The sequence below is a fragment of the Bradyrhizobium sp. S3.3.6 genome, assembly GCF_040546905.1.
GTDB classification, from domain to species: domain Bacteria; phylum Pseudomonadota; class Alphaproteobacteria; order Rhizobiales; family Xanthobacteraceae; genus Bradyrhizobium; species Bradyrhizobium cytisi.
Genome location: NZ_JBEPOT010000017.1, coordinates 108,291 through 125,426 on the forward strand (window position 1 = coordinate 108,291; position 17,136 = coordinate 125,426).

Here is a 17,136-nt window from a genome sequence, read left to right on the forward strand (position 1 = left end):
CTGCCCATCCTACGAACGCGGCGAGGTACAAGTCAAAAAGATCATCACCCCCACGAGAAGCGCCGCCGCCATGAACAGCAGCACCGCCGGCAGCCCCGCAAACGCCGCGACCGCGCCGGTGGTCGACTGCATCAGGGCGGTGCCGAGGAAGAAGGCGAGGTTCACCGCCGCCAGCGCCTTGCCCGCTACTTGCGCGTCGACCAGTTGCCGGCACATGCCGAACAGCAGAGGCTGCGCGGACGTCGCAAGCCCGATCAGCACGAACAGCACGAGATCGTATTGCGGCGGCATGACCGCCACGCCGAACAGCCATGCAACCGCAAAATGCGGCGCACCGAGCGCCATCAGCGCGACCAGCAGCGCGGCGATCGTGTGCGTGCCGGCCACCAGTTCGCGGCGGCGGCCGACCTTGCGGTCAATCATGCCCATCAGAAGCGGGCCCGCGATCATCGCCAGCGTGTAGGCGCCGAGCTGGTTGCCGGCCTCGACCCGCGTCAATCCCTTGACCTGCATCAGCCACGGTCCGCCCCACAATCCGCGCAGCACCAGCGAGGTCGCCAGCGACACCAGCGCCAGGGCGATCAGCCCACGCAACGGCCGCGACAGGCCGAGCCTGAGCACCTCGATCATCTGCGAGAGCGGCGAAGCCTCGTCCTTGTGCTCGGCCGGCTGGTTCGGCACCAGCGCGAGCACGGCGAGCGCGACCACGACGCCGCCGGCTGCTGCGATCCAGAACCCGGCGCGCCAGCCGTAGTGATCGACCACGAAAGCGAGCGGGCTCGACGACAGCAGCATGCCGATATTGCCGATCGACAGGATCGCGCCCGACCACAGCCCGAACCGCGCCGCCGACAATTGCTTGGCCGCCAGCGTCATCGGGCACATCAGCATGCCAGAGGTGGCGATCCCCAGCAGCAACTGCCCGAACGCAAAGCTCGAAGGCCCCGTCGCAAAGCCCGACGCGATCGCGCCGACCACGGTGCCCGCAAGCAGGCTCAGCGACACCGGCCGCACGCCAAAGCGGTCCATCGCCGCGCCGACCGGAATCTGCGAGGCCGCGAACGCGAAATGATAGACCGAGGTGAGGCTCGCCAGCGCCTGTGGCTGCACGTGGAAATCCGCCGCCATCAGATCGAGGCTGAGCGCCGGGATCGTGCGCAGCAAGGTCGACAGCATGTGCCCGCAGGCGAGCGCCACCAGCGCAAAGATCAGCGCGCGGGTGCTGTCACCCGCATCGTCAGTGGTGGCGGTGGTCATGAGCGTCCCGTCCCAGGAGTATTTTGGGTGGGGTACATGATTGGCGAAGGCGTGCCAATGGCGGCAGCTGCAGCCCCATCATTCCGGATTGTGCAGCGGAAATCTCAGACCTAAAGCGCAGGCTCGATGTCGCAACGAGCGAGATGCGCTCCCTCCCTCGCTTGCGGGCCCGCAAGCGGGAGAGGTGAACGAGCCCGCGGCCGGTTGATTCAGCCTAAAGCCATTCCGGTTTCGGCTGAGTTCGTGCGGCGGCGCAATATGTCGCGATGGGACAAAAGCTGACTCAGATGCCGACCGGTTCTCCGCTACGAGCAGCGGTCGTGTTCCAATTACCAGATAGTGTCGCGGGAATATTACCCCTCGGCTACGAATACGTACCTGTTGCCATCCTTGGCCAGCGTGCCGACGTTCGGCATCAACCAGTGAGTACCCGAAATAGTGAGCTTGTCGGCGACCGCGCGATCGAAGATCTTCCTTCGCGTTTCGACAGCCATTTGCGGATCCTGGTCGATAGCGAGCTGCCACTCGGGATTTGTTGAAATGTGTGGCGCAAGATTGACCACGTCAGCGCTGATCAGGAACTGTTCGCCGCCGGAGGTGACCAGATGCGCGACCATTCCCGGGCTATGGCCGGGCGCCTGAACGGCGTGCACACCGGGCAGGAGTTCTGGTTCTCCCTCAAAGGTCCTGACGTTTTTCCAAGTCGCCACCGTGGCCTGAATTCGCTGGGCGAGGCCTTTGCGCGTCGGTCCGAGATCGATCGACTCGACCCCCGGGCGCGTCCACCATTTCAATTCCGCGGCGGGCACCACGATGTCGGCATCCGGGAAGACCTGCGCATCGCTCTCATTGCTCATGAGGCCATAAATGTGGTCGCCGTGGAGATGGGAGATGAGGATCGTCTTGACTGCCTTGGGGTCAAGGCCCGCCGCCGCCATGCTCTCGAATAACCGGCCGTTGCCCTCACCATAAATTGGATGACCGCCCGTACCCGAGTCGATCAGGACCACTTGATCGCGCAGCTTGAGCGCCATGACGATAAACCGCAGGGGCGCCTTATTGTCGGGAAAACCGGCACCACGCAACACGGTCTTGACCTGTTCGACGCTGACATTCCTGACCATGCCCTCCCGCAGCGGAACGTCACGCATGCCATCGATCAGAGAGAAGATTTCAATGTCGCCGACCTTGTATTTGCGGAAAGGTTGAGTGACGGACTGTTGAGCGTGAGCCGTGTCGACAAACGTGATCGGCTTGTCGAGTCCAAACGCGGCATAAGCACCGGCTGCGCCAAGTGTCAGGTCCCGACGCGAGATATCGGACATCGTTCGGACTCCCCGCTGACTGAACGGATCGAGCATATCAATGGGGATGTGCACTGCACAAGCTCGGCTTTGGGTCATTTTCACAATGTCGTCGGGTGGCGACGCGCTACGACAGGCTTGCCGCCAACTATCTTGCCTTGGTTCAACTCGCGTCGATCAGGCTATGGCTGCGCCTTAATGAGTCCGCGTCCTAGTCAAATGACGGAACGGAAGATCAAATACAGGCAGCCGGAGATGATCATCGCCGCCGGCAGGGTGAGGATCCACGCCAGCACGATGTTCCGGATCGTCGGCGTCTGCAGCCCGGAGCCGTTGGCCGCCATGGTGCCGGCGACGCCGCTCGACAGGATGTGCGTGGTGGACACCGGCAGGCCGTAGAACTCCGCGCCCAGAATCGTTCCCGCTGCCACCAGCTCGGCCGACGCGCCCTGTGCGTAGGTCAGATGCTGCTTGCCGATGCGCTCGCCGACCGTAATCACGATCCTTCGCCAGCCGACCATGGTGCCCAGCCCGAGCGCGATCGCGACCGAGACCTTGACCCAGTTCGGGATGAAGCGCGTCCCGGCCTCCAGGCTGGCGCGATAGTCCTTCAGGATCGCGGCGTCACCGGCGCTGAAATTCGCACCAGCGTCGGGCAGCAGGCGGATGGCATCGGCGGCCAGATACATGTCGTTGCGCATGTTCGGCGTCGCCGCGGCCGGGATGCGGCTGATCGAGCCGTAGCTCTTCACGCCGTTGGCGACATCGTCCGAGAGAGCCGCCAATGCCGCATACACCTCCGCGCGGTTCAGATCGCGCCTCTTGAGCGCGTCGCCGATCAGGCCTCTGGCATCGTTGGGATTGGCCGGCTGTGCGCCTTCGGCATGGGCGGCGAAAACGCCCTTTGCCTTGGCGGTGATGTCGATGAATACAGGCGTGCTCGAGTCCGGCATGGTCCGGTTCAGCGCATAGGCCGTCGGTGCCACGCCGATCAGGATCAGCATGATCAGGCCCATGCCCTTCTGCCCGTCATTGCCGCCATGCGCAAACGACACGCCGGTGCAGGTCAGGATCAGGATGCCGCGGATCCACCACGGCGTCTTGCCTCTCGGCTCCTCGTACAGCTTACGCACGGGGACGATGACTTTCAGCAGGAGCAGCAGCAGAGCCGACAGCGCGAAGCCGACTGCCGGGCTGAACAGGAGAGCCTTGCCCACGCTGACGGCCTGAGACCAGTCGACGCCGGAAGTCGCCTGCGCGGCGGGCGCGACCAGTTCGTTGGCAAGGCCTACTCCCATGATCGAGCCGATCAGGCAATGCGAGGAGCTGTTCGGGATGCCCATCGACCACGTCGCCAGATTCCAGATCATCGCCGCGATCAACAACGCAAAGATCATGGCGTAACCGGCGGTGCTGCCGACATTAAGGATCAGGTCGACGGGCAGGAGCGTGATCACGCTGTAGGCCACCGCACCGGTGGAGACCAGCACGCCGAGGAAATTGAACGCGCCCGACCAGATCACCGCGGTCAGCGGTGGAAGGCTGTGCGTATAGATGACGGTCGCCACCGCATTCGCGGTGTCGTGGAATCCATTCACGAACTCAAACCCGAGCGCGATCATGAGGGCGACGCCGAGGAGGAGCAGAGCACCGAGCGCAAGCGGCTCGCCCACGTTATGCGTGTCGGTGAACACGCCATAGGCCGCGTAGCCGATCCCGCTGACCAGGAAGAGCAGGAAGGCCGCGACCACGCTCACATGTGGCTTGCGATCGAGGTCGGGTTTGGCGGCGGACTCGGAGCCCCGCGGTCGATCGTTCAGTGCAAGATCGGACATGTGGATTGCTCGTTGGTCGGTCGGTCAGCAATGATCCCTGTGAACCCGGACGTCGCGGCGTCCCGGCGCTGCTTTCAGATTTGTGACTCAGCCGTCGGGATCGACGCGCAGGCGCCGCAACCGATGAAGCTCCTTGGCGGCGTCCTTCCTCAGCCCGACCGCGGTCTCGTGTTCCTGGCCGACGATGAATCCCGATGCGAACGCCTGGGCGCGCCGGTTCGCAGGCGGCGCTGCCAACGCCGCTTCCATCGCCAATTCGCGGTGCGCCATGAAGTCATTGAGCGATCCGAGGGCAGACTGAATCCGCTTCAGCCGGTCGGAAAGATCCGCGAGCCGCTGCCGGGCGCGATTGCCGTAGAGGCTTCTGAAGAAGTCGACGGCATAGCGGATCTTCTTGATCCTGATCCTCAGCTTGTGGCGCTGCGTCGCGTCGAGATCGTTGAGGCGCTTGCCCTGCTTTCGAGCCTTCCGGAGGCGCCGGTCGAGCACTGCCGCGGCGTAGGCGGCGATCGACCGGTCATCATCGGCGCGAGACTGTCCAGTTTCGATCCACTCGATCACGTCGATCAGCAGGCGGCGGTAACGGGCCGACGTCACCGCATTGCGGGCACGTCCGAAGGCCGCCGCTCGTTGTCTGGAGAATTTCTCGCGGATCGCGCGCGCCCCCCGCTTCGGGACGCCCTTTTCGGCGACCGGTTGAACGCTTTCCTTCAAGAACACGTCGATTTCACGTGCCGGTGCCAGTTCGTCAGTAAGCCACTTCAGTTCGGTCTTCACCCCTGCTGTGCTCGCCCGTGGCAGGATATCGTCGAACAACGAGATGGCCGCACGCAGCCGCCGCAGGCCGACGCGCATCTGATGCACTCCCTCGGAGTCCTGGTCGCGCACCGGATCGGCGTTGGCCGTGAAATGACGCAGCGTCGAAAGCGCGATAACCCGGAACGCATCGCGCGGCGAGAGTTCGGACTTCAGCTCGATCGGTTCGGCGCGTTGCGCCCCGCGGCCGCCGCCTGTGGCGTACTGGTAACCTCGTTCGCCTTTCGAACGGAGATCGAGCTCGGCGCCCGCTTTGCGCTCGACATTGCGTGCCAGCCGGAACAGGTCTGCGACGTCTCCGGACTTCAATTCCAGCTCGAGCTCGGCGATCGGCCGCGCCCGCGGTCCCGCGCCGATCCGGCCGCGGTCGACGGCGAGTTCGATCTGGCTGTTTCGGACCCGCCTGGTCTGCGTGGTGCGACGAACCTCGGTCTGGAAGACCGGCTTGAGCTTGCGGGAAAGCTTCTTGGTCGTGAGGTCCTCGAGCGGCGTCTTTCTCGCCTTCTCGAGCTCCGGTCTCGCGCCTGCGACCTCATTCTCCCATTCGCCGCGCGTAACGCTTCCCGCGTTGCCCGCTTTCACGGTCTGCACGTAGCGTCCGTCAACCTTGCGGACCCGGAGCGTGAGACCATGCCGCCTGAGCTTGTGCTTGCTCGTATCGTAGTAGGTCGACACGAGCGCCTGTTCTGCCCGTTCGCGCCCACGTCCGTTTGCGCCGGTCCGCAAGACGGATGACAAGCTTCGCGGTGCGACGCGGAATTTCAGTTCCGTTTCAGCATTCATCGTCAGAGCTTCCGTTGCCCGATTCAAAGTGGCGCAACTGCGGGAAGTTCCGGAGCTGCCGACATTTCAATCTGGATCTGCGGCGTCATGAAAGCTTCACGGAACCGGGCGGGAGAGCGGCCGGTTGGGGGCGGGAGGCGCGTGATCCGAAAGAGGCCCGAGCCGTCGCTTGCTTGCGCGCGCCGGGCGGTGATAGTTTTGAGGACAGCGCCGATTTGACACTCAGCTTGCGGGCGCTTCTCCAAATGCAGCTAAAGCGAAGCGTCACGTCTGCATCGTCCCGCACCGGAATGTCGTCGGCCGTCCTGAAGAGAGGGGGGGTCGATGAAATTTGCCGCGATCGCGGACATCCACGGAAATTGCCCGGCACTTGAGGCGGTGCTGGCGGACATCGCCGACCTCGGCATCAATGACGTCGTGAACCTCGGCGATCACGTCAGCGGCCCGCTCGAGGCGGCCCGGACTGCGGATCTGCTGATCGCGCGGGGCTTTCCATCGGTGCAGGGCGACCAGGATCGCATTCTCGTCGACCTGTCGCGGGTCGGCAAATCGGCCCGCAGCGATTTCCAGCAACTGGAGCGCAGACACTTCGACTGGATGGAGAGCATGCCGCCGACGCTTGTCTATCGGGAGGACGCCTTCCTTTGTCATGCAGCCCCCAGGGACGATGCCGCGTTCTGGCTCGATCACGTCGCCGCCAACGGCAGCGTCCGCGCCAGCCCGATCGACATGATCGAGGCCGGCGCCCAAGGCATCGACGCAAAACTCATTCTCTGCGGGCACACCCACATCCCGCGGGTGATCCGCCTGCGGGACGGGCGAATGATCGTCAATCCCGGCAGCGTCGGATTGCCCGGTTACGATGGACGGACGCCTGTTCCTTATGTGGTCGAGGTCGGCACCCCGCACGCCTGCTACGCCATTCTGGAGCGCGCCCGCGCAGGCTGGTCCGCGACGCTCCGCTACGTGCCCTACGACAGCACGGCCATGGCTGAACTCGCTCGCAGCAGAGGCATGCCGATTTGGGCAAGCGCGATTGCAACGGGGTGGGTCGAACGGTGAGAGTTAGTGAAGATGCGCCGGCCAGGCGGCTCGCCGCGTGGATTTGAGGGTAAGCCTTCGCTACGGCAACACACCTCTTTCTATGGCGCCGCTTCCCTCAGCAGCGCCGTCGGGTAGACAGTTCGCGCAACAAATCCTCTGCTTCCGTCAACACCGCACGGACAAGCTTTCGTTCTTCGATGGCCTCGCCGGTGAAGAAGCCATGCTTGACGGCATTGCTGTTTCCAAATGGCGCCCCCGATCCCCAAGCGCCACCGTGCATGCGGCAGCGCGTCTTGCCGCGCAGCGCCGGCGCGCGACACGCGCCGCCGTTACGTGTCTGCGCTCCGCAACGGAGGCTCGCCCGAATCGGGCCGGTGTTTCGGGCGTGGCTCACGCGGTGACGGCCGCCGCGTCCGCCAGGCCCGGCTGCGCGGCGATCAGGCTCGCATGCTGCGTGAAATGGCCGACGACGGCCTTGCCGCCGTCCTGCACCGACAAATTCTGCACCGTGATCGCACACGCGCCGTTGCTGCGATGGCGGTTCAGGGCCTCCATCTGGGCTGCGTAGGTGCGGGCCAGCCGGGTCAGTGCGCGCGTGAGGCTTTCCTGCTGTGGCACGTCGTCGGTGCAGGCGAGGCGGCAGGCGCAGCGCATCGACGCGACGTGAATGCTCACCATCTGCGCCGCCAGCATGGCCTCGAGCGAGTCCTTTGGCGTAATGCTCTTCAGCATCGAGACCATGAAGGCGAGATTGCCCTGGTCCGGCCTGCACGCAACCGCGCTGGCTTTCACCAGCTGGCTCAACAGGCCATGCAGCGCCTCGCGATCGACGGCGCCGAGTGCCTCGGCCAGCAGCTTTTCGCCGGTGCTGGGGTCGGGATGGTCGATCACGATGCGCCGGCGGCGGAGTTTTACCTTTGGGCTTGCGATGATCGGGGCATGATCGGTTGGCGCGATGTTCATCGTCTCGGTCAGTGTCGGAAGTGTCGTCATGCGGTGGGTCCTTTACCGGTGCAGGCGCGAGGGCTCGCAGGCCGCGCGAAGCCGATCGCGTGCCTGCTATGCGGCGGTTGAGATGTTCAGATGTCGATGAGAAGCTTACGCGCGGCCATGTATCGAGCGCGCCCAGGATCGGGCGGGCGTGGACACGGGCGATTGTCGCGATGATGCCATCGTGCGCCTGTTTTGCCCGACGTGTCAAACGGAATTTCGGGATTACGTAAGTCGTCTCCCCGCAAGTCCCGGTTCTGACTGGCGGCGGCTACTGTGCATGGGGTTGTTTTCGCGAGTCTTGTCCGGGGAGCGGCAAATCAGCCGGCAATGAAGGCGAGCAGGGTGCCGTTGGCCTTGGCCGGGGGCACTACGACCGCGGCTCCACTGCGGATGCCCGCCGAGCCCAGCGTTTTCTCGGTCGCGGCGAGATCGCCGCTGACAAGCACCAGCGCCGCGCCGCCGCGCTCGGAGAGGCCGGCGAGCGGTACGCCCGGATAGCGTTGGCCGAGCTGGTCGAGCGTCAGATAAACGAAGTCGGCGCGGTCGCCACCCGATGTCACCGTCACCGCGCCGTCGATCTCTATTTTCGGCTCGCGATCGATCAGCCGCGCCAGATGGGCCGCTTCCTTCGCGGCCTCGGGCGTCGCGATCAGCACCTCGCTGATCCGCTTCGCTGCATTGGCGTGCGTCATCAGTTCGGGGATCCACACCGTCTCGCGGGTCTTGTGCTGGCAGGCGAAGATGCGCACGCCGCCGGGGGCTTCTGCCGTCGGCCACATGAAGGTACGGAATTTGGCGGCCGCGACGGTGCCATCAGGCAGCGTGACCGGCCGCTCGAAATCGGTCGGACCGATCGGTGTGAGGCCACGCGCGCGGATTTCTTCGGCGCCGGCCGCGGAATCGACCGCGGTGAAGGCGACGCGCTCGATGCCTTCACCGTGCCGCTCGACAAAGGCGCGCGCAGGCGCGTTGTGTTCGGTTGGCACCAGCACGCCGAGCAGCTCCATATAGTCCGGGTCGAACATGATGGTGTAGTTGCCGGTGCCCATGTGGGCGCTGTGGGTGCCGCGCGGCGACAGCGTGAAGCCGAGCTGCCTGTAATTTTCGGCGGCCTTGTCGAGGTCTTTCACCATGACCACGGCGTGGTCGATACCGATGATGTTCTTGAGAGCCACTGTGATTTCCCCGCAACGAATGCAAACCGAGCTTGGACGGCGGCCCGTGGCCGCCGGTCCTGTCTACGCCGGATAGGCGATCAAGTCATTTTCAAATCTTCGGGACATGCGGAATATCATTCCGCGAAACGCTGCATCGACGCGAAGGCCAACGGCGTCAGCGATCCTGCTCGCTGATATAGGCAGCGAGGATGGCGCGTTCCTCGCTGGTCATCTCGGTGATGTTGCCCGGCGGCATCGCATTGGACCAGGCCGCCACGCGGCCGATCAGGCGGATGTTGCGGTGGATGTGCTCGGGCGCGTCGAGCAGGATGCCCTTTGGCGCGGTCACGATGCCGGCCCAGACCGGCTCGGCCGCGTGGCACATGCTGCAGCGGGACATCACGATCTCCTCGACATTGGCGAGCGTCGGCTGTGCCGACAGCGCGCCCGTCTTCACCTCGCGCGGGCCGGCCGCAGACAGGAACAGGATCGCGATCGCGCCCGCTGCTGCGACGCCCCACACCCACCACGGCGATTTGCGCCCCGCGTGCCCCTCGTTGAAGAAGTGGCGGATCACCGGTCCCAGCGCCAGCACGATCGCAACGATGATCCAGTTGAAGCGCGTGGCATAGAGCAGGGGATAGTGGTTGCTGATCATCAGCACGACGACCGGCAGCGTCAGATAATTGTTGTGGACCGATCGCTCCTTGCTGGTCTTGCCGAGTTTCGGGTCGGGCGCCCGGCCCGCGATCAGGCTGGCGACGATCTTCTTCTGGTTCGGGATGATCACCGCAAACACGTTGGCGACCATGATGGTTCCGATGATCGCCGCGATCTGGTTGAAGGCACCGCGTCCGCTCAGGACATGCGTGAAGGCGTAGGTCAGTGCGACCAGGAACAGATAGCCGCCGATGGCAAACGGGAGCTCGCGCTGTGCGAGCCCGGTGCGGCAGGCAGCCTCGTAAAGCAGCCACGCCAGCGCGAGACTACAGAAGCTGAACAGCCCTGCCTGGGTCGGCGTCAGGTCGAGAATCGACTTGTCGACCAGGAACAGATCGGCGTCGAGATAGTACACCACCACCATCAGCGCGAAGCCGGACAGCCAGGTGGTGTAGGCCTCCCATTTGAACCAGGTGAGCTCGTCCGGCATCTGGGTCGGCGCCACCAGATATTTCATGATCCGGTAGAAGCCGCCGCCATGGACCTGCCAGGCCTCGCCTTGGACGCCGTCGGGCAAGTCGCTCTTAGGCTTGAGGCTGAGGTCGAGGGCGATGAAATAGAACGAGCTGCCGATCCAGGCGATCGCCGCCACCACATGCAGCCAGCGCAGCAGCAGGCTCGCCCATTCCGATAAGATCGATCCCCACATGATCACCCCATCAATCGCGACATCGATGCCGCAGCTTTGATGACCGCAACCGGCGGCCGTGCCCTTACAATCTGTCGCACCGATCCGCGTTGTTTTCCAGTACGATGGGTCATACCAAATGCACATCGTGCGGGCATGAGCTGACGTGGGATTTGGCAGAAAAGTCCGGGAGGAAGGTGACGTGACAATTCGTGTTTCGCACGTGATGGTGCCCGCTTGGCTGTTGGTGGCCTGCGCCGGTGCACGAGCCGAGCCCGTGCTGCAAGGCAAGGATGCCTATGGCAGCTGGCAGGCCGACAAGCCCGGCACCGTCAGGCTGATCCGCCCTGATGATCTGCCCAAGCCCGGGGCATCGCCGTCGGTCTCCAATGCCACGCGCGTGACGTCGCGTGGCAGCGCCACGCCGTTGGTGCCCCGGGGATTCAGGATCGAGCTGTTGGCTGACGGTCTCTCCGATGCGCGCGTGCTGCGGGTCGCGCCTAATGGCGACATTTTCGTTGCGGAGACCGGGCCCGGGCGCATTCGCGTGCTGCGCCTTGGGGAGGGCGGCGCCAAGGCTGCGACCAACGAGGTCTTTGCCAGCGGGCTCAACCGTCCTTTCGGCATCGCCTTCTTCCCGAACGGCGACAATCCGCAATGGGTCTATGTCGCCAATGCCGGCAACGTCGTGCGCTTTCCCTATCACGCCGGTGACCTGAAGGCGTCGGGCAAGCCCGAAATCGTGGTGGCGAACCTGGCGCACGGGTCGGGGCATTCCACCCGCGACATCGTGTTCACGCCCGATGGCAAGCGCATGCTGGTGTCGGTTGGCTCTGCCAGCAATGTCGCCGAAGGCATGGGGAGCCCGCCCGGCGGGCTCGAGGCCTGGTCGCGGACGCAAGCCGTCGGCGCGTCCTGGGGCTATGAGGCCGAGCGTGCGGCAGTACTCTCCTTCGACCCCGAAGGCAAGGACCGCAAGCTCTACGCCACCGGCATCCGCAACTGTGTCGGTCTCGCGATCCAGCCGCAGACCGGGCTGCCCTGGTGCTCGACCAACGAGCGCGACGGCCTCGGCGACGATCTCGTGCCCGACTACGTGACCAGCGTGAAGGAAGGCGCGTTCTACGGCTGGCCATGGTTCTACATCGGCAACCATGAAGACCCGCGTCACGCCGGCGCGCGGCCGGACCTCAAGGACAAGGTGACGATCCCTGATGTGCTGGTGCAGGCGCATTCGGCCTCGCTCGGCATGACCTTCTACCAGGGCACGCAGTTTCCGTCCGAGTACCAGGGCGACGCCTTCGCCGCCGAGCACGGCTCCTGGAATCGCTCGAAGCGCACCGGCTACAAGGTGATCCGTATCAAGATGAAAGACGGCAAGCCGACCGGAGAGTACGAGGATTTCGTCACCGGCTTTGTCGTGAACGACGCACAAGTGTGGGGACGGCCGGTCGGCATCGCGGTGGCGAAGGATGGCGCACTGCTGGTCTCGGAAGATACGGGCGGCACCATCTGGCGGGTGAGCCATTGATGTGGCTCTCGCCTCTCCCGCGTGCAGGGAGAGACCTCATCCCCGCCTCACGCTCGCTCCGCCGTCCACCGGCAGCGTCACGCCCGTGATGAAATTCGCCTCGTCCGACGCCAGGAACAGCGCGGCATTGGCGACGTCCCAGCCGGTGCCCATCTTCTTGCGCAGCGGCACCTTGCTGTCGCGTTCGGCTTCGACTTGGGCGCGGGTCTTGTGCCATTCGCGGGCGCGGGTGTCGACCGCCATCGGCGTGTTCATCAGGCCGGGCAGGATGACGTTGGCGCGGATGCCGTATTCGGCGTTCTGGTAGGCGAGCTGTTCGGTGAAGGCGATCATCGCCGACTTCGTCGCCTTGTAGGCGACGTAAGGATAGGTGGTGATCGCGGCCATCGAGGAGATGTTGATGATGGCGCCGCTTCTCTGCGCGCGCATGATCGGGATCACTTCCTTGGCCGCCAGAATGCAGCTCTTCAGATTGATGGCGACGACGCGGTCGAACGCTTCCTCGGTGATCTCTAGCAGCTCCGCATCGCCGCCGGACAGGCTGACGCCGACATTGTTGTGCAGCACGTCGATGCGGCCCCAGCGCGATTTGGCGTCGGCGACCATCGCCTTGATGTCGGCAGACTTGGTTACGTCGGCCTTGAAGGCCGCCGCGATGCCTTGCTTTGCGGCGATCAGATCGACAGTTTCCTGCGCCGATTCCAGATGATGATCGACGCACAGCACCTTCGCGCCCTCACGCGCGAAGGTCAGCGCGGTGGCGCGGCCGTTGCCCATGCCTTCGCCGGGGCTCTGGCCGGCGCCGACGACGATCGCAATCTTGTCCTTTAGGCGCATGTCAGTTCACTCCCGGCCGGCGAGGCCGGCATCGTCCTCAGGGCCCTGCATATCGTTCCATCCCGATATTTTCGTGCAAATTAGCAACGGAGCGCTGAGGTGAGAAGGCCTGCGATGTCATTGACATCGCATGGAATTGCATGCCGCGGCGCGGGACGGCTCGGGCGAGCAGGCGTGTTGTGGAACCGTCTGCACGCAACTGCGTTTGTTGCTGGGGGCTTTTCGCGCTACGCTTCCCTCGGGGTTTCCCAATCGCCAGTGGCTTGCCGATGAATCTGCTTGATCCACAAGGGCCCGTAGCTGCGGCCAACAGCACCATTTTGGTCGATTCCGTTTTCATCATGCTCGCGATCGTGGTGCCGACTATTTTCGCGATTCTGGCTTTTGCGTTCTGGTTTCGCGCATCCAATCCGAAGGCGCGCTTCCAACCCGACTTCGTTTATTCCGGTCGCGTCGAGATGGTGGTGTGGGCGATCCCCGCACTGACCGTGATCCTGCTCGGCGGCGTTGCCTGGATCGGCTCGCATAAGCTCGATCCCGCAGCACCGGTGCCGGGGACCGGGAGCCCTGTGCGGATCCAGGCCGTCTCACTCGACTGGAAATGGCTGTTCATCTATCCCGACCAGCGCATCGCCACGGTCAACGCGCTGACGGTGCCGGCTGGTGCCGAGCTGAATTTCCAGCTGACGTCGTCGAGCGTGATGAACACGTTCTTCATCCCGCAGCTCGGCAGCATGATCTATACCATGAACGGCATGGTGACGAGGCTTAACCTGCGTGCCGACAACGAAGGTAAGCTCAAGGGGCTGTCGGCGCATTTTTCCGGCGATGGCTTTCCCGACATGATGTTCGACGTCAACGTAGTCTCGTCGCTCGCTTTTCCGGATTGGGTGGCGACCACCGCGAAGACCGACGCTGTGCTGAATGAGGACAGCTATAAGAAGTTGATGCAGCAGGGCATTGAGACGGGCAGGCCGACCTATCGCCTCGAGGACCCGCGCCTGTTCGACCTGATCTCGACCCAGCACATCCCGCCCGGGCCCGGACCGGAACTGCTATCCGATGCCGGCCGACCGCACAGTGGAGGCCATGATGCTCGGTAAGCTCGATTGGTCGGTGATCCCGTTCGGCCAGCCGATTCCGCTGATCGCGGGCGCCGTGGTGCTGGTGGGGATACTGGCAGTGCTGATCTGGGTCATCGTGAAGGGCCATCTGCCCTATCTCTGGCACGAATGGATCACCAGCGTCGATCACAAGCGCATCGGCGTGATGTACATCTTGCTGGCTTCAGTGATGCTGCTGCGGGGCGGCAGCGATGCCATCATGATGCGGATACAGCAGGCGATCGCGTACCAGTCGCAGGGCTATCTTCCGCCGGAACACTACAACCAGATCTTTTCGGCCCACGGCACCATCATGATCTTCTTCGTGGCGATGCCGTTCGTGATCGGCTTGATGAACCTCGTCGTGCCGCTTCAGCTCGGCGTGCGCGACGTCGCTTTTCCGACGCTGAATTCAGTCGGCTTCTGGCTGACCGCGACAGGCGCGCTGCTGGTCAACCTGTCGCTCGTGATCGGCGAGTTCGCGCGCACCGGCTGGCTCGCCTTTCCGCCGCTATCGGAACTGTCCTATTCGCCGGGCGTCGGCGTCGACTATTACGCCTGGTCGCTGCAGATCTCCGGCGTCGGCACGCTGGTCGCAGGCATCAATCTCGTCACGACAGTGCTGAAGCTGCGCACCAAGGGCATGAACTATCTGCGCATGCCGATGTTTTGCTGGACCACGCTGGCTTCGAACCTCCTGATCGTTGCGGCGTTCCCGATCCTCACCGCGACGCTCGCGATGCTGCTGCTCGACCGTTATCTTGGCTTCCACTTCTTCACCAACGAGGCCGGTGGCAACGTCATGATGTTCATGAATTTGATCTGGGCCTGGGGCCATCCGGAGGTCTACATCCTCGTGCTGCCGGCCTTCGGCATCTTCTCCGAGGTGGTGTCGACCTTTTCCGGCAAGGCGCTGTTCGGTTACCGTTCGATGGTGCTCGCCACCATGGCGATCTGCATCATCTCCTTCATGGTTTGGCTGCACCATTTCTTCACGATGGGCGCGGGTCCCGATGTCAACGCCATCTTCGGCATCGCCAGCATGATCATCGCGGTGCCGACGGGGGTGAAGATCTACAACTGGCTGTTCACGATGTATGGTGGCCGGATCCGCTTTGCGACGCCGATGCTGTGGGCGGTCGGCTTCATGGTCACCTTCATCATCGGCGGCTTGACCGGCGTACTGGTTGCGGTGCCGCCGGCGGATTTCATGCTTCACAACAGCATGTTCCTGGTGGCGCATTTCCACAACGTCATCATCGGCGGCGTGCTGTTCGGCGCCTTCGCCGGCTTCGAATACTGGTTTCCCAAGGCGTTCGGCTTCCGCCTCGACGAGCGCTGGGGCAAGCTCGCGTTCTGGTTTACCTTCTCAGGCTTCTATGTCACCTTCCTTCCGCTCTATGTCGCCGGCATGCTCGGCATGACGCGGCGCATGCAGCACTATGACGTCGCGGAGTGGCGACCCTGGATGATCGTGGCTGCGATCGGCATGGCCGTGTTGTCGATCGGCGTGATCTGCCAGATCATGCAGCTCGTTGTCAGCATCCGCAACCGCGAGGCTTTGCGCGACCGCACCGGCGATCCCTGGGACGGCCGCTCCTTGGAATGGGCGACCTCGTCGCCGCCGCCGGTGTTCAATTTCGCCTTCCATCCCGACGTGCGCGGCGAAGACGCCTATTGGGACATAAAGATTCACGCCCAGCAGCAATCGCTCGAGCACACTGCGCCCGAATACCACGACATCGAGATGCCCAGGAACTCTCCGACGGGTTTCGTCTGCGCGTTCTTCGCCACCATCATGGGCTTTGCGCTGATCTGGCACATCTGGTGGATGGTGATCTTGGGCGGCATTGGCGCGTTCGCGACCTTCGTCGTGTTCGCCTGGCGCGACCATGACGAATACGTCATTCCGGCGGACGAAGTCGCGCGCATCGACCGTATCAATCTCGAGGAACGGCGCAGCCTCGTCAGCATGGCGGGAGCGATCTGATGTCGATGACAGCGACCGTCGGCCGCGCCCATGCCGATCCCCATCACATCGGGCTCGTCGTCGAGCATCCCGGCCCCGCATCGAAGCGCATCGTGACGGCTTACGGCTTCTGGGTCTTCCTGCTCTCCGACATCGTGATGTTCTCCTGCTTCTTCGCGGCCTATGCGGTGCTGGTCAGCCAGACCGCCGACGGCCCGAAAGGCTCGGAGATCTTCGAGCAGCGGAACGTTGCGATCGAGACGGTTTGCCTGCTGCTGTCGAGCTTCACTTGTGGCATGGCGAGCATTGCGGCCGACGTCCGCAACCGGTTCTGGTTCTATCTCGGCATGGCCGTGACCTGCGTGCTCGGCCTCATCTTCCTCTTGATCGAGTTCCGCGAATTCGCCGATCTCGTCTCCCGCGGCTATGGCCCGTCGCGCAGTGCGTTCCTGACTGCGTTCTTCTCGCTGGTCGGGTGTCACGGCCTGCATGTGTCGGCCGGAGTGCTCTGGCTGCTCACCATGATGGCCCAGGTCTTCGCCAAGGGCTTTCGCGCCGACGTCCTGCGCCGGATGATGTGCTTCGCGCTGTTCTGGCACGCGCTCGACATCATCTGGGTCGGCGTCTTTTCCGTCGTCTATCTGCTAGGGAGTGGCGTATGAGCGATCAGACGCACGCGCGGACTGAACATGATCTCGCTCCGGGCGAAGAAGAGCAGCACAGCGTAGGCGAGCGGATCGTCGGTTATGTCGTCGGCCTGGGTCTCGCGCTGCTGCTCACTGCGACCTCGTTCTTTATCGCGGGTACCGATCTGGTCTGGCAGCCTTCGATCCCCGTCGCGCTGATCGTGCTCGCGATCGCGCAGATGGGCGTGCATCTGGTGTTCTTCCTGCACATCACCACGGGGCCTGACAACACCAACAACGTGCTGGCGCTGGCCTTCGGGCTGCTGGTCGTGTTCCTGGTGGTGGGCGGAACCGTCTGGATCATGGCGCATCTCAATCAGAACATGCCGCCGATGGATCAGTTCATTCGGATGCACAGCTAGCGCCGCGCAGAAAAGAAGAGCCGCTTGTTGTGACAAGCGGCCCAAGTCTAGGGAGGAAACGCCCGAGCAAAGACAATCCGATGAGGATCGCCTGCCAAGGATGCACTCGCG

General features: G+C 63.8%; 15 protein-coding genes and 1 pseudogene. 7 read left to right on the forward strand and 9 right to left on the reverse strand.

What is annotated here, in order from left to right:
• Nucleotides 1-9: 9 nt before the first annotated feature.
• Together ABID59_RS34310 and ABID59_RS34315 are read right to left on the reverse strand one after the other, a co-directional pair.
• The gene (locus ABID59_RS34310) at nucleotides 10-1,257 is read right to left on the reverse strand and encodes an MFS transporter (RefSeq protein ID WP_354086295.1); all 1,248 of its coding nucleotides are present in this window, start codon (nucleotides 1,255-1,257) and stop codon (nucleotides 10-12) included.
• Between the two features lie 353 nt (nucleotides 1,258-1,610).
• On the reverse strand, nucleotides 1,611-2,582 hold the full coding sequence (locus ABID59_RS34315) for an MBL fold metallo-hydrolase (protein ID WP_354086296.1): 972 nt from the start codon (nucleotides 2,580-2,582) through the stop codon (nucleotides 1,611-1,613).
• Nucleotides 2,583-2,650: 68 nt separating this feature from the next.
• Here ABID59_RS34315 and ABID59_RS34320 point away from each other — a divergent pair.
• A pseudogene (locus ABID59_RS34320) lies at nucleotides 2,651-2,776 on the forward strand (IS5/IS1182 family transposase); the annotation flags it as partial.
• Here the strand turns inward: ABID59_RS34320 and ABID59_RS34325 are convergent.
• Both ABID59_RS34325 and ABID59_RS34330 read right to left on the reverse strand, forming a co-directional pair.
• Entirely contained in the window at nucleotides 2,777-4,396 is a 1,620-nt protein-coding gene (locus ABID59_RS34325) for an inorganic phosphate transporter (protein ID WP_354086297.1), read from the reverse strand.
• Between the two features lie 87 nt (nucleotides 4,397-4,483).
• Nucleotides 4,484-5,995 (reverse strand): CYTH and CHAD domain-containing protein, encoded by a 1,512-nt coding sequence (locus tag ABID59_RS34330; RefSeq protein ID WP_354086298.1) that lies wholly within the window; start codon nucleotides 5,993-5,995, stop codon nucleotides 4,484-4,486.
• Nucleotides 5,996-6,319: 324 nt separating this feature from the next.
• Here ABID59_RS34330 and ABID59_RS34335 point away from each other — a divergent pair, with 324 nt between their 5' ends.
• A complete protein-coding gene (locus ABID59_RS34335) occupies nucleotides 6,320-7,057 on the forward strand; it encodes a metallophosphoesterase family protein (protein ID WP_354086299.1) in 738 nt (245 codons plus the stop codon).
• 97 nt (nucleotides 7,058-7,154) lie between these two features.
• Here the strand turns inward: ABID59_RS34335 and ABID59_RS34340 are convergent, their stop codons facing one another.
• From ABID59_RS34340 to ABID59_RS34355, 4 genes are all read right to left on the reverse strand, one after another.
• Complete coding sequence (locus ABID59_RS34340; protein ID WP_354086300.1) at nucleotides 7,155-7,433, reverse strand: HGGxSTG domain-containing protein; 279 nt, start codon at nucleotides 7,431-7,433, stop codon at nucleotides 7,155-7,157.
• The gene (locus ABID59_RS34345) at nucleotides 7,430-8,032 is read right to left on the reverse strand and encodes a hypothetical protein (RefSeq protein WP_354086301.1); all 603 of its coding nucleotides are present in this window, start codon (nucleotides 8,030-8,032) and stop codon (nucleotides 7,430-7,432) included. The genes ABID59_RS34340 and ABID59_RS34345 overlap by 4 nt, the downstream gene beginning before the upstream one ends.
• A 317-nt stretch (nucleotides 8,033-8,349) precedes the next feature.
• Nucleotides 8,350-9,207: a VOC family protein gene (locus ABID59_RS34350; protein ID WP_148752437.1), complete on the reverse strand. Its 858-nt coding sequence runs from the start codon at nucleotides 9,205-9,207 to the stop codon at nucleotides 8,350-8,352.
• A 157-nt stretch (nucleotides 9,208-9,364) separates the two neighbouring features.
• Nucleotides 9,365-10,558: a urate hydroxylase PuuD gene (locus ABID59_RS34355; RefSeq protein ID WP_354086302.1), complete on the reverse strand. Its 1,194-nt coding sequence runs from the start codon at nucleotides 10,556-10,558 to the stop codon at nucleotides 9,365-9,367.
• Between the two features lie 205 nt (nucleotides 10,559-10,763).
• Between ABID59_RS34355 and ABID59_RS34360 the strand changes: the two genes are divergently transcribed.
• A complete protein-coding gene (locus ABID59_RS34360) occupies nucleotides 10,764-12,068 on the forward strand; it encodes a PQQ-dependent sugar dehydrogenase (RefSeq protein ID WP_354086345.1) in 1,305 nt (434 codons plus the stop codon).
• Nucleotides 12,069-12,104: 36 nt separating this feature from the next.
• Here the strand turns inward: ABID59_RS34360 and ABID59_RS34365 are convergent, their stop codons facing one another.
• Nucleotides 12,105-12,905: an SDR family NAD(P)-dependent oxidoreductase gene (locus ABID59_RS34365; protein ID WP_354086303.1), complete on the reverse strand. Its 801-nt coding sequence runs from the start codon at nucleotides 12,903-12,905 to the stop codon at nucleotides 12,105-12,107.
• A 269-nt stretch (nucleotides 12,906-13,174) separates the two neighbouring features.
• Here ABID59_RS34365 and ABID59_RS34370 point away from each other — a divergent pair, with 269 nt between their 5' ends.
• Genes ABID59_RS34370 through cyoD form a run of 4 tightly spaced genes read left to right on the forward strand, consistent with a single transcriptional unit; the run spans nucleotide 13,175 to nucleotide 17,025 of the window.
• Nucleotides 13,175-14,008, forward strand: coding sequence for a cytochrome ubiquinol oxidase subunit II family protein (locus tag ABID59_RS34370; protein ID WP_354086304.1), 834 nt, complete (start codon nucleotides 13,175-13,177; stop codon nucleotides 14,006-14,008).
• Nucleotides 13,998-15,998 carry a cytochrome o ubiquinol oxidase subunit I gene (gene cyoB, locus ABID59_RS34375; RefSeq protein ID WP_148752612.1) on the forward strand — a complete coding sequence of 667 codons (2,001 nt, stop codon included), beginning with the start codon at nucleotides 13,998-14,000 and terminating at the stop codon, nucleotides 15,996-15,998. The genes ABID59_RS34370 and cyoB overlap by 11 nt, the downstream gene beginning before the upstream one ends.
• The gene (locus ABID59_RS34380; RefSeq protein WP_148752433.1) at nucleotides 15,998-16,639 is read left to right on the forward strand and encodes a cytochrome (ubi)quinol oxidase subunit III; all 642 of its coding nucleotides are present in this window, start codon (nucleotides 15,998-16,000) and stop codon (nucleotides 16,637-16,639) included. Before cyoB ends, ABID59_RS34380 begins: the two co-directional genes overlap by 1 nt.
• Nucleotides 16,636-17,025, forward strand: coding sequence for a cytochrome o ubiquinol oxidase subunit IV (gene cyoD / locus ABID59_RS34385; protein WP_148752432.1), 390 nt, complete (start codon nucleotides 16,636-16,638; stop codon nucleotides 17,023-17,025). Before ABID59_RS34380 ends, cyoD begins: the two co-directional genes overlap by 4 nt.
• Nucleotides 17,026-17,136 lie beyond the last annotated feature (111 nt).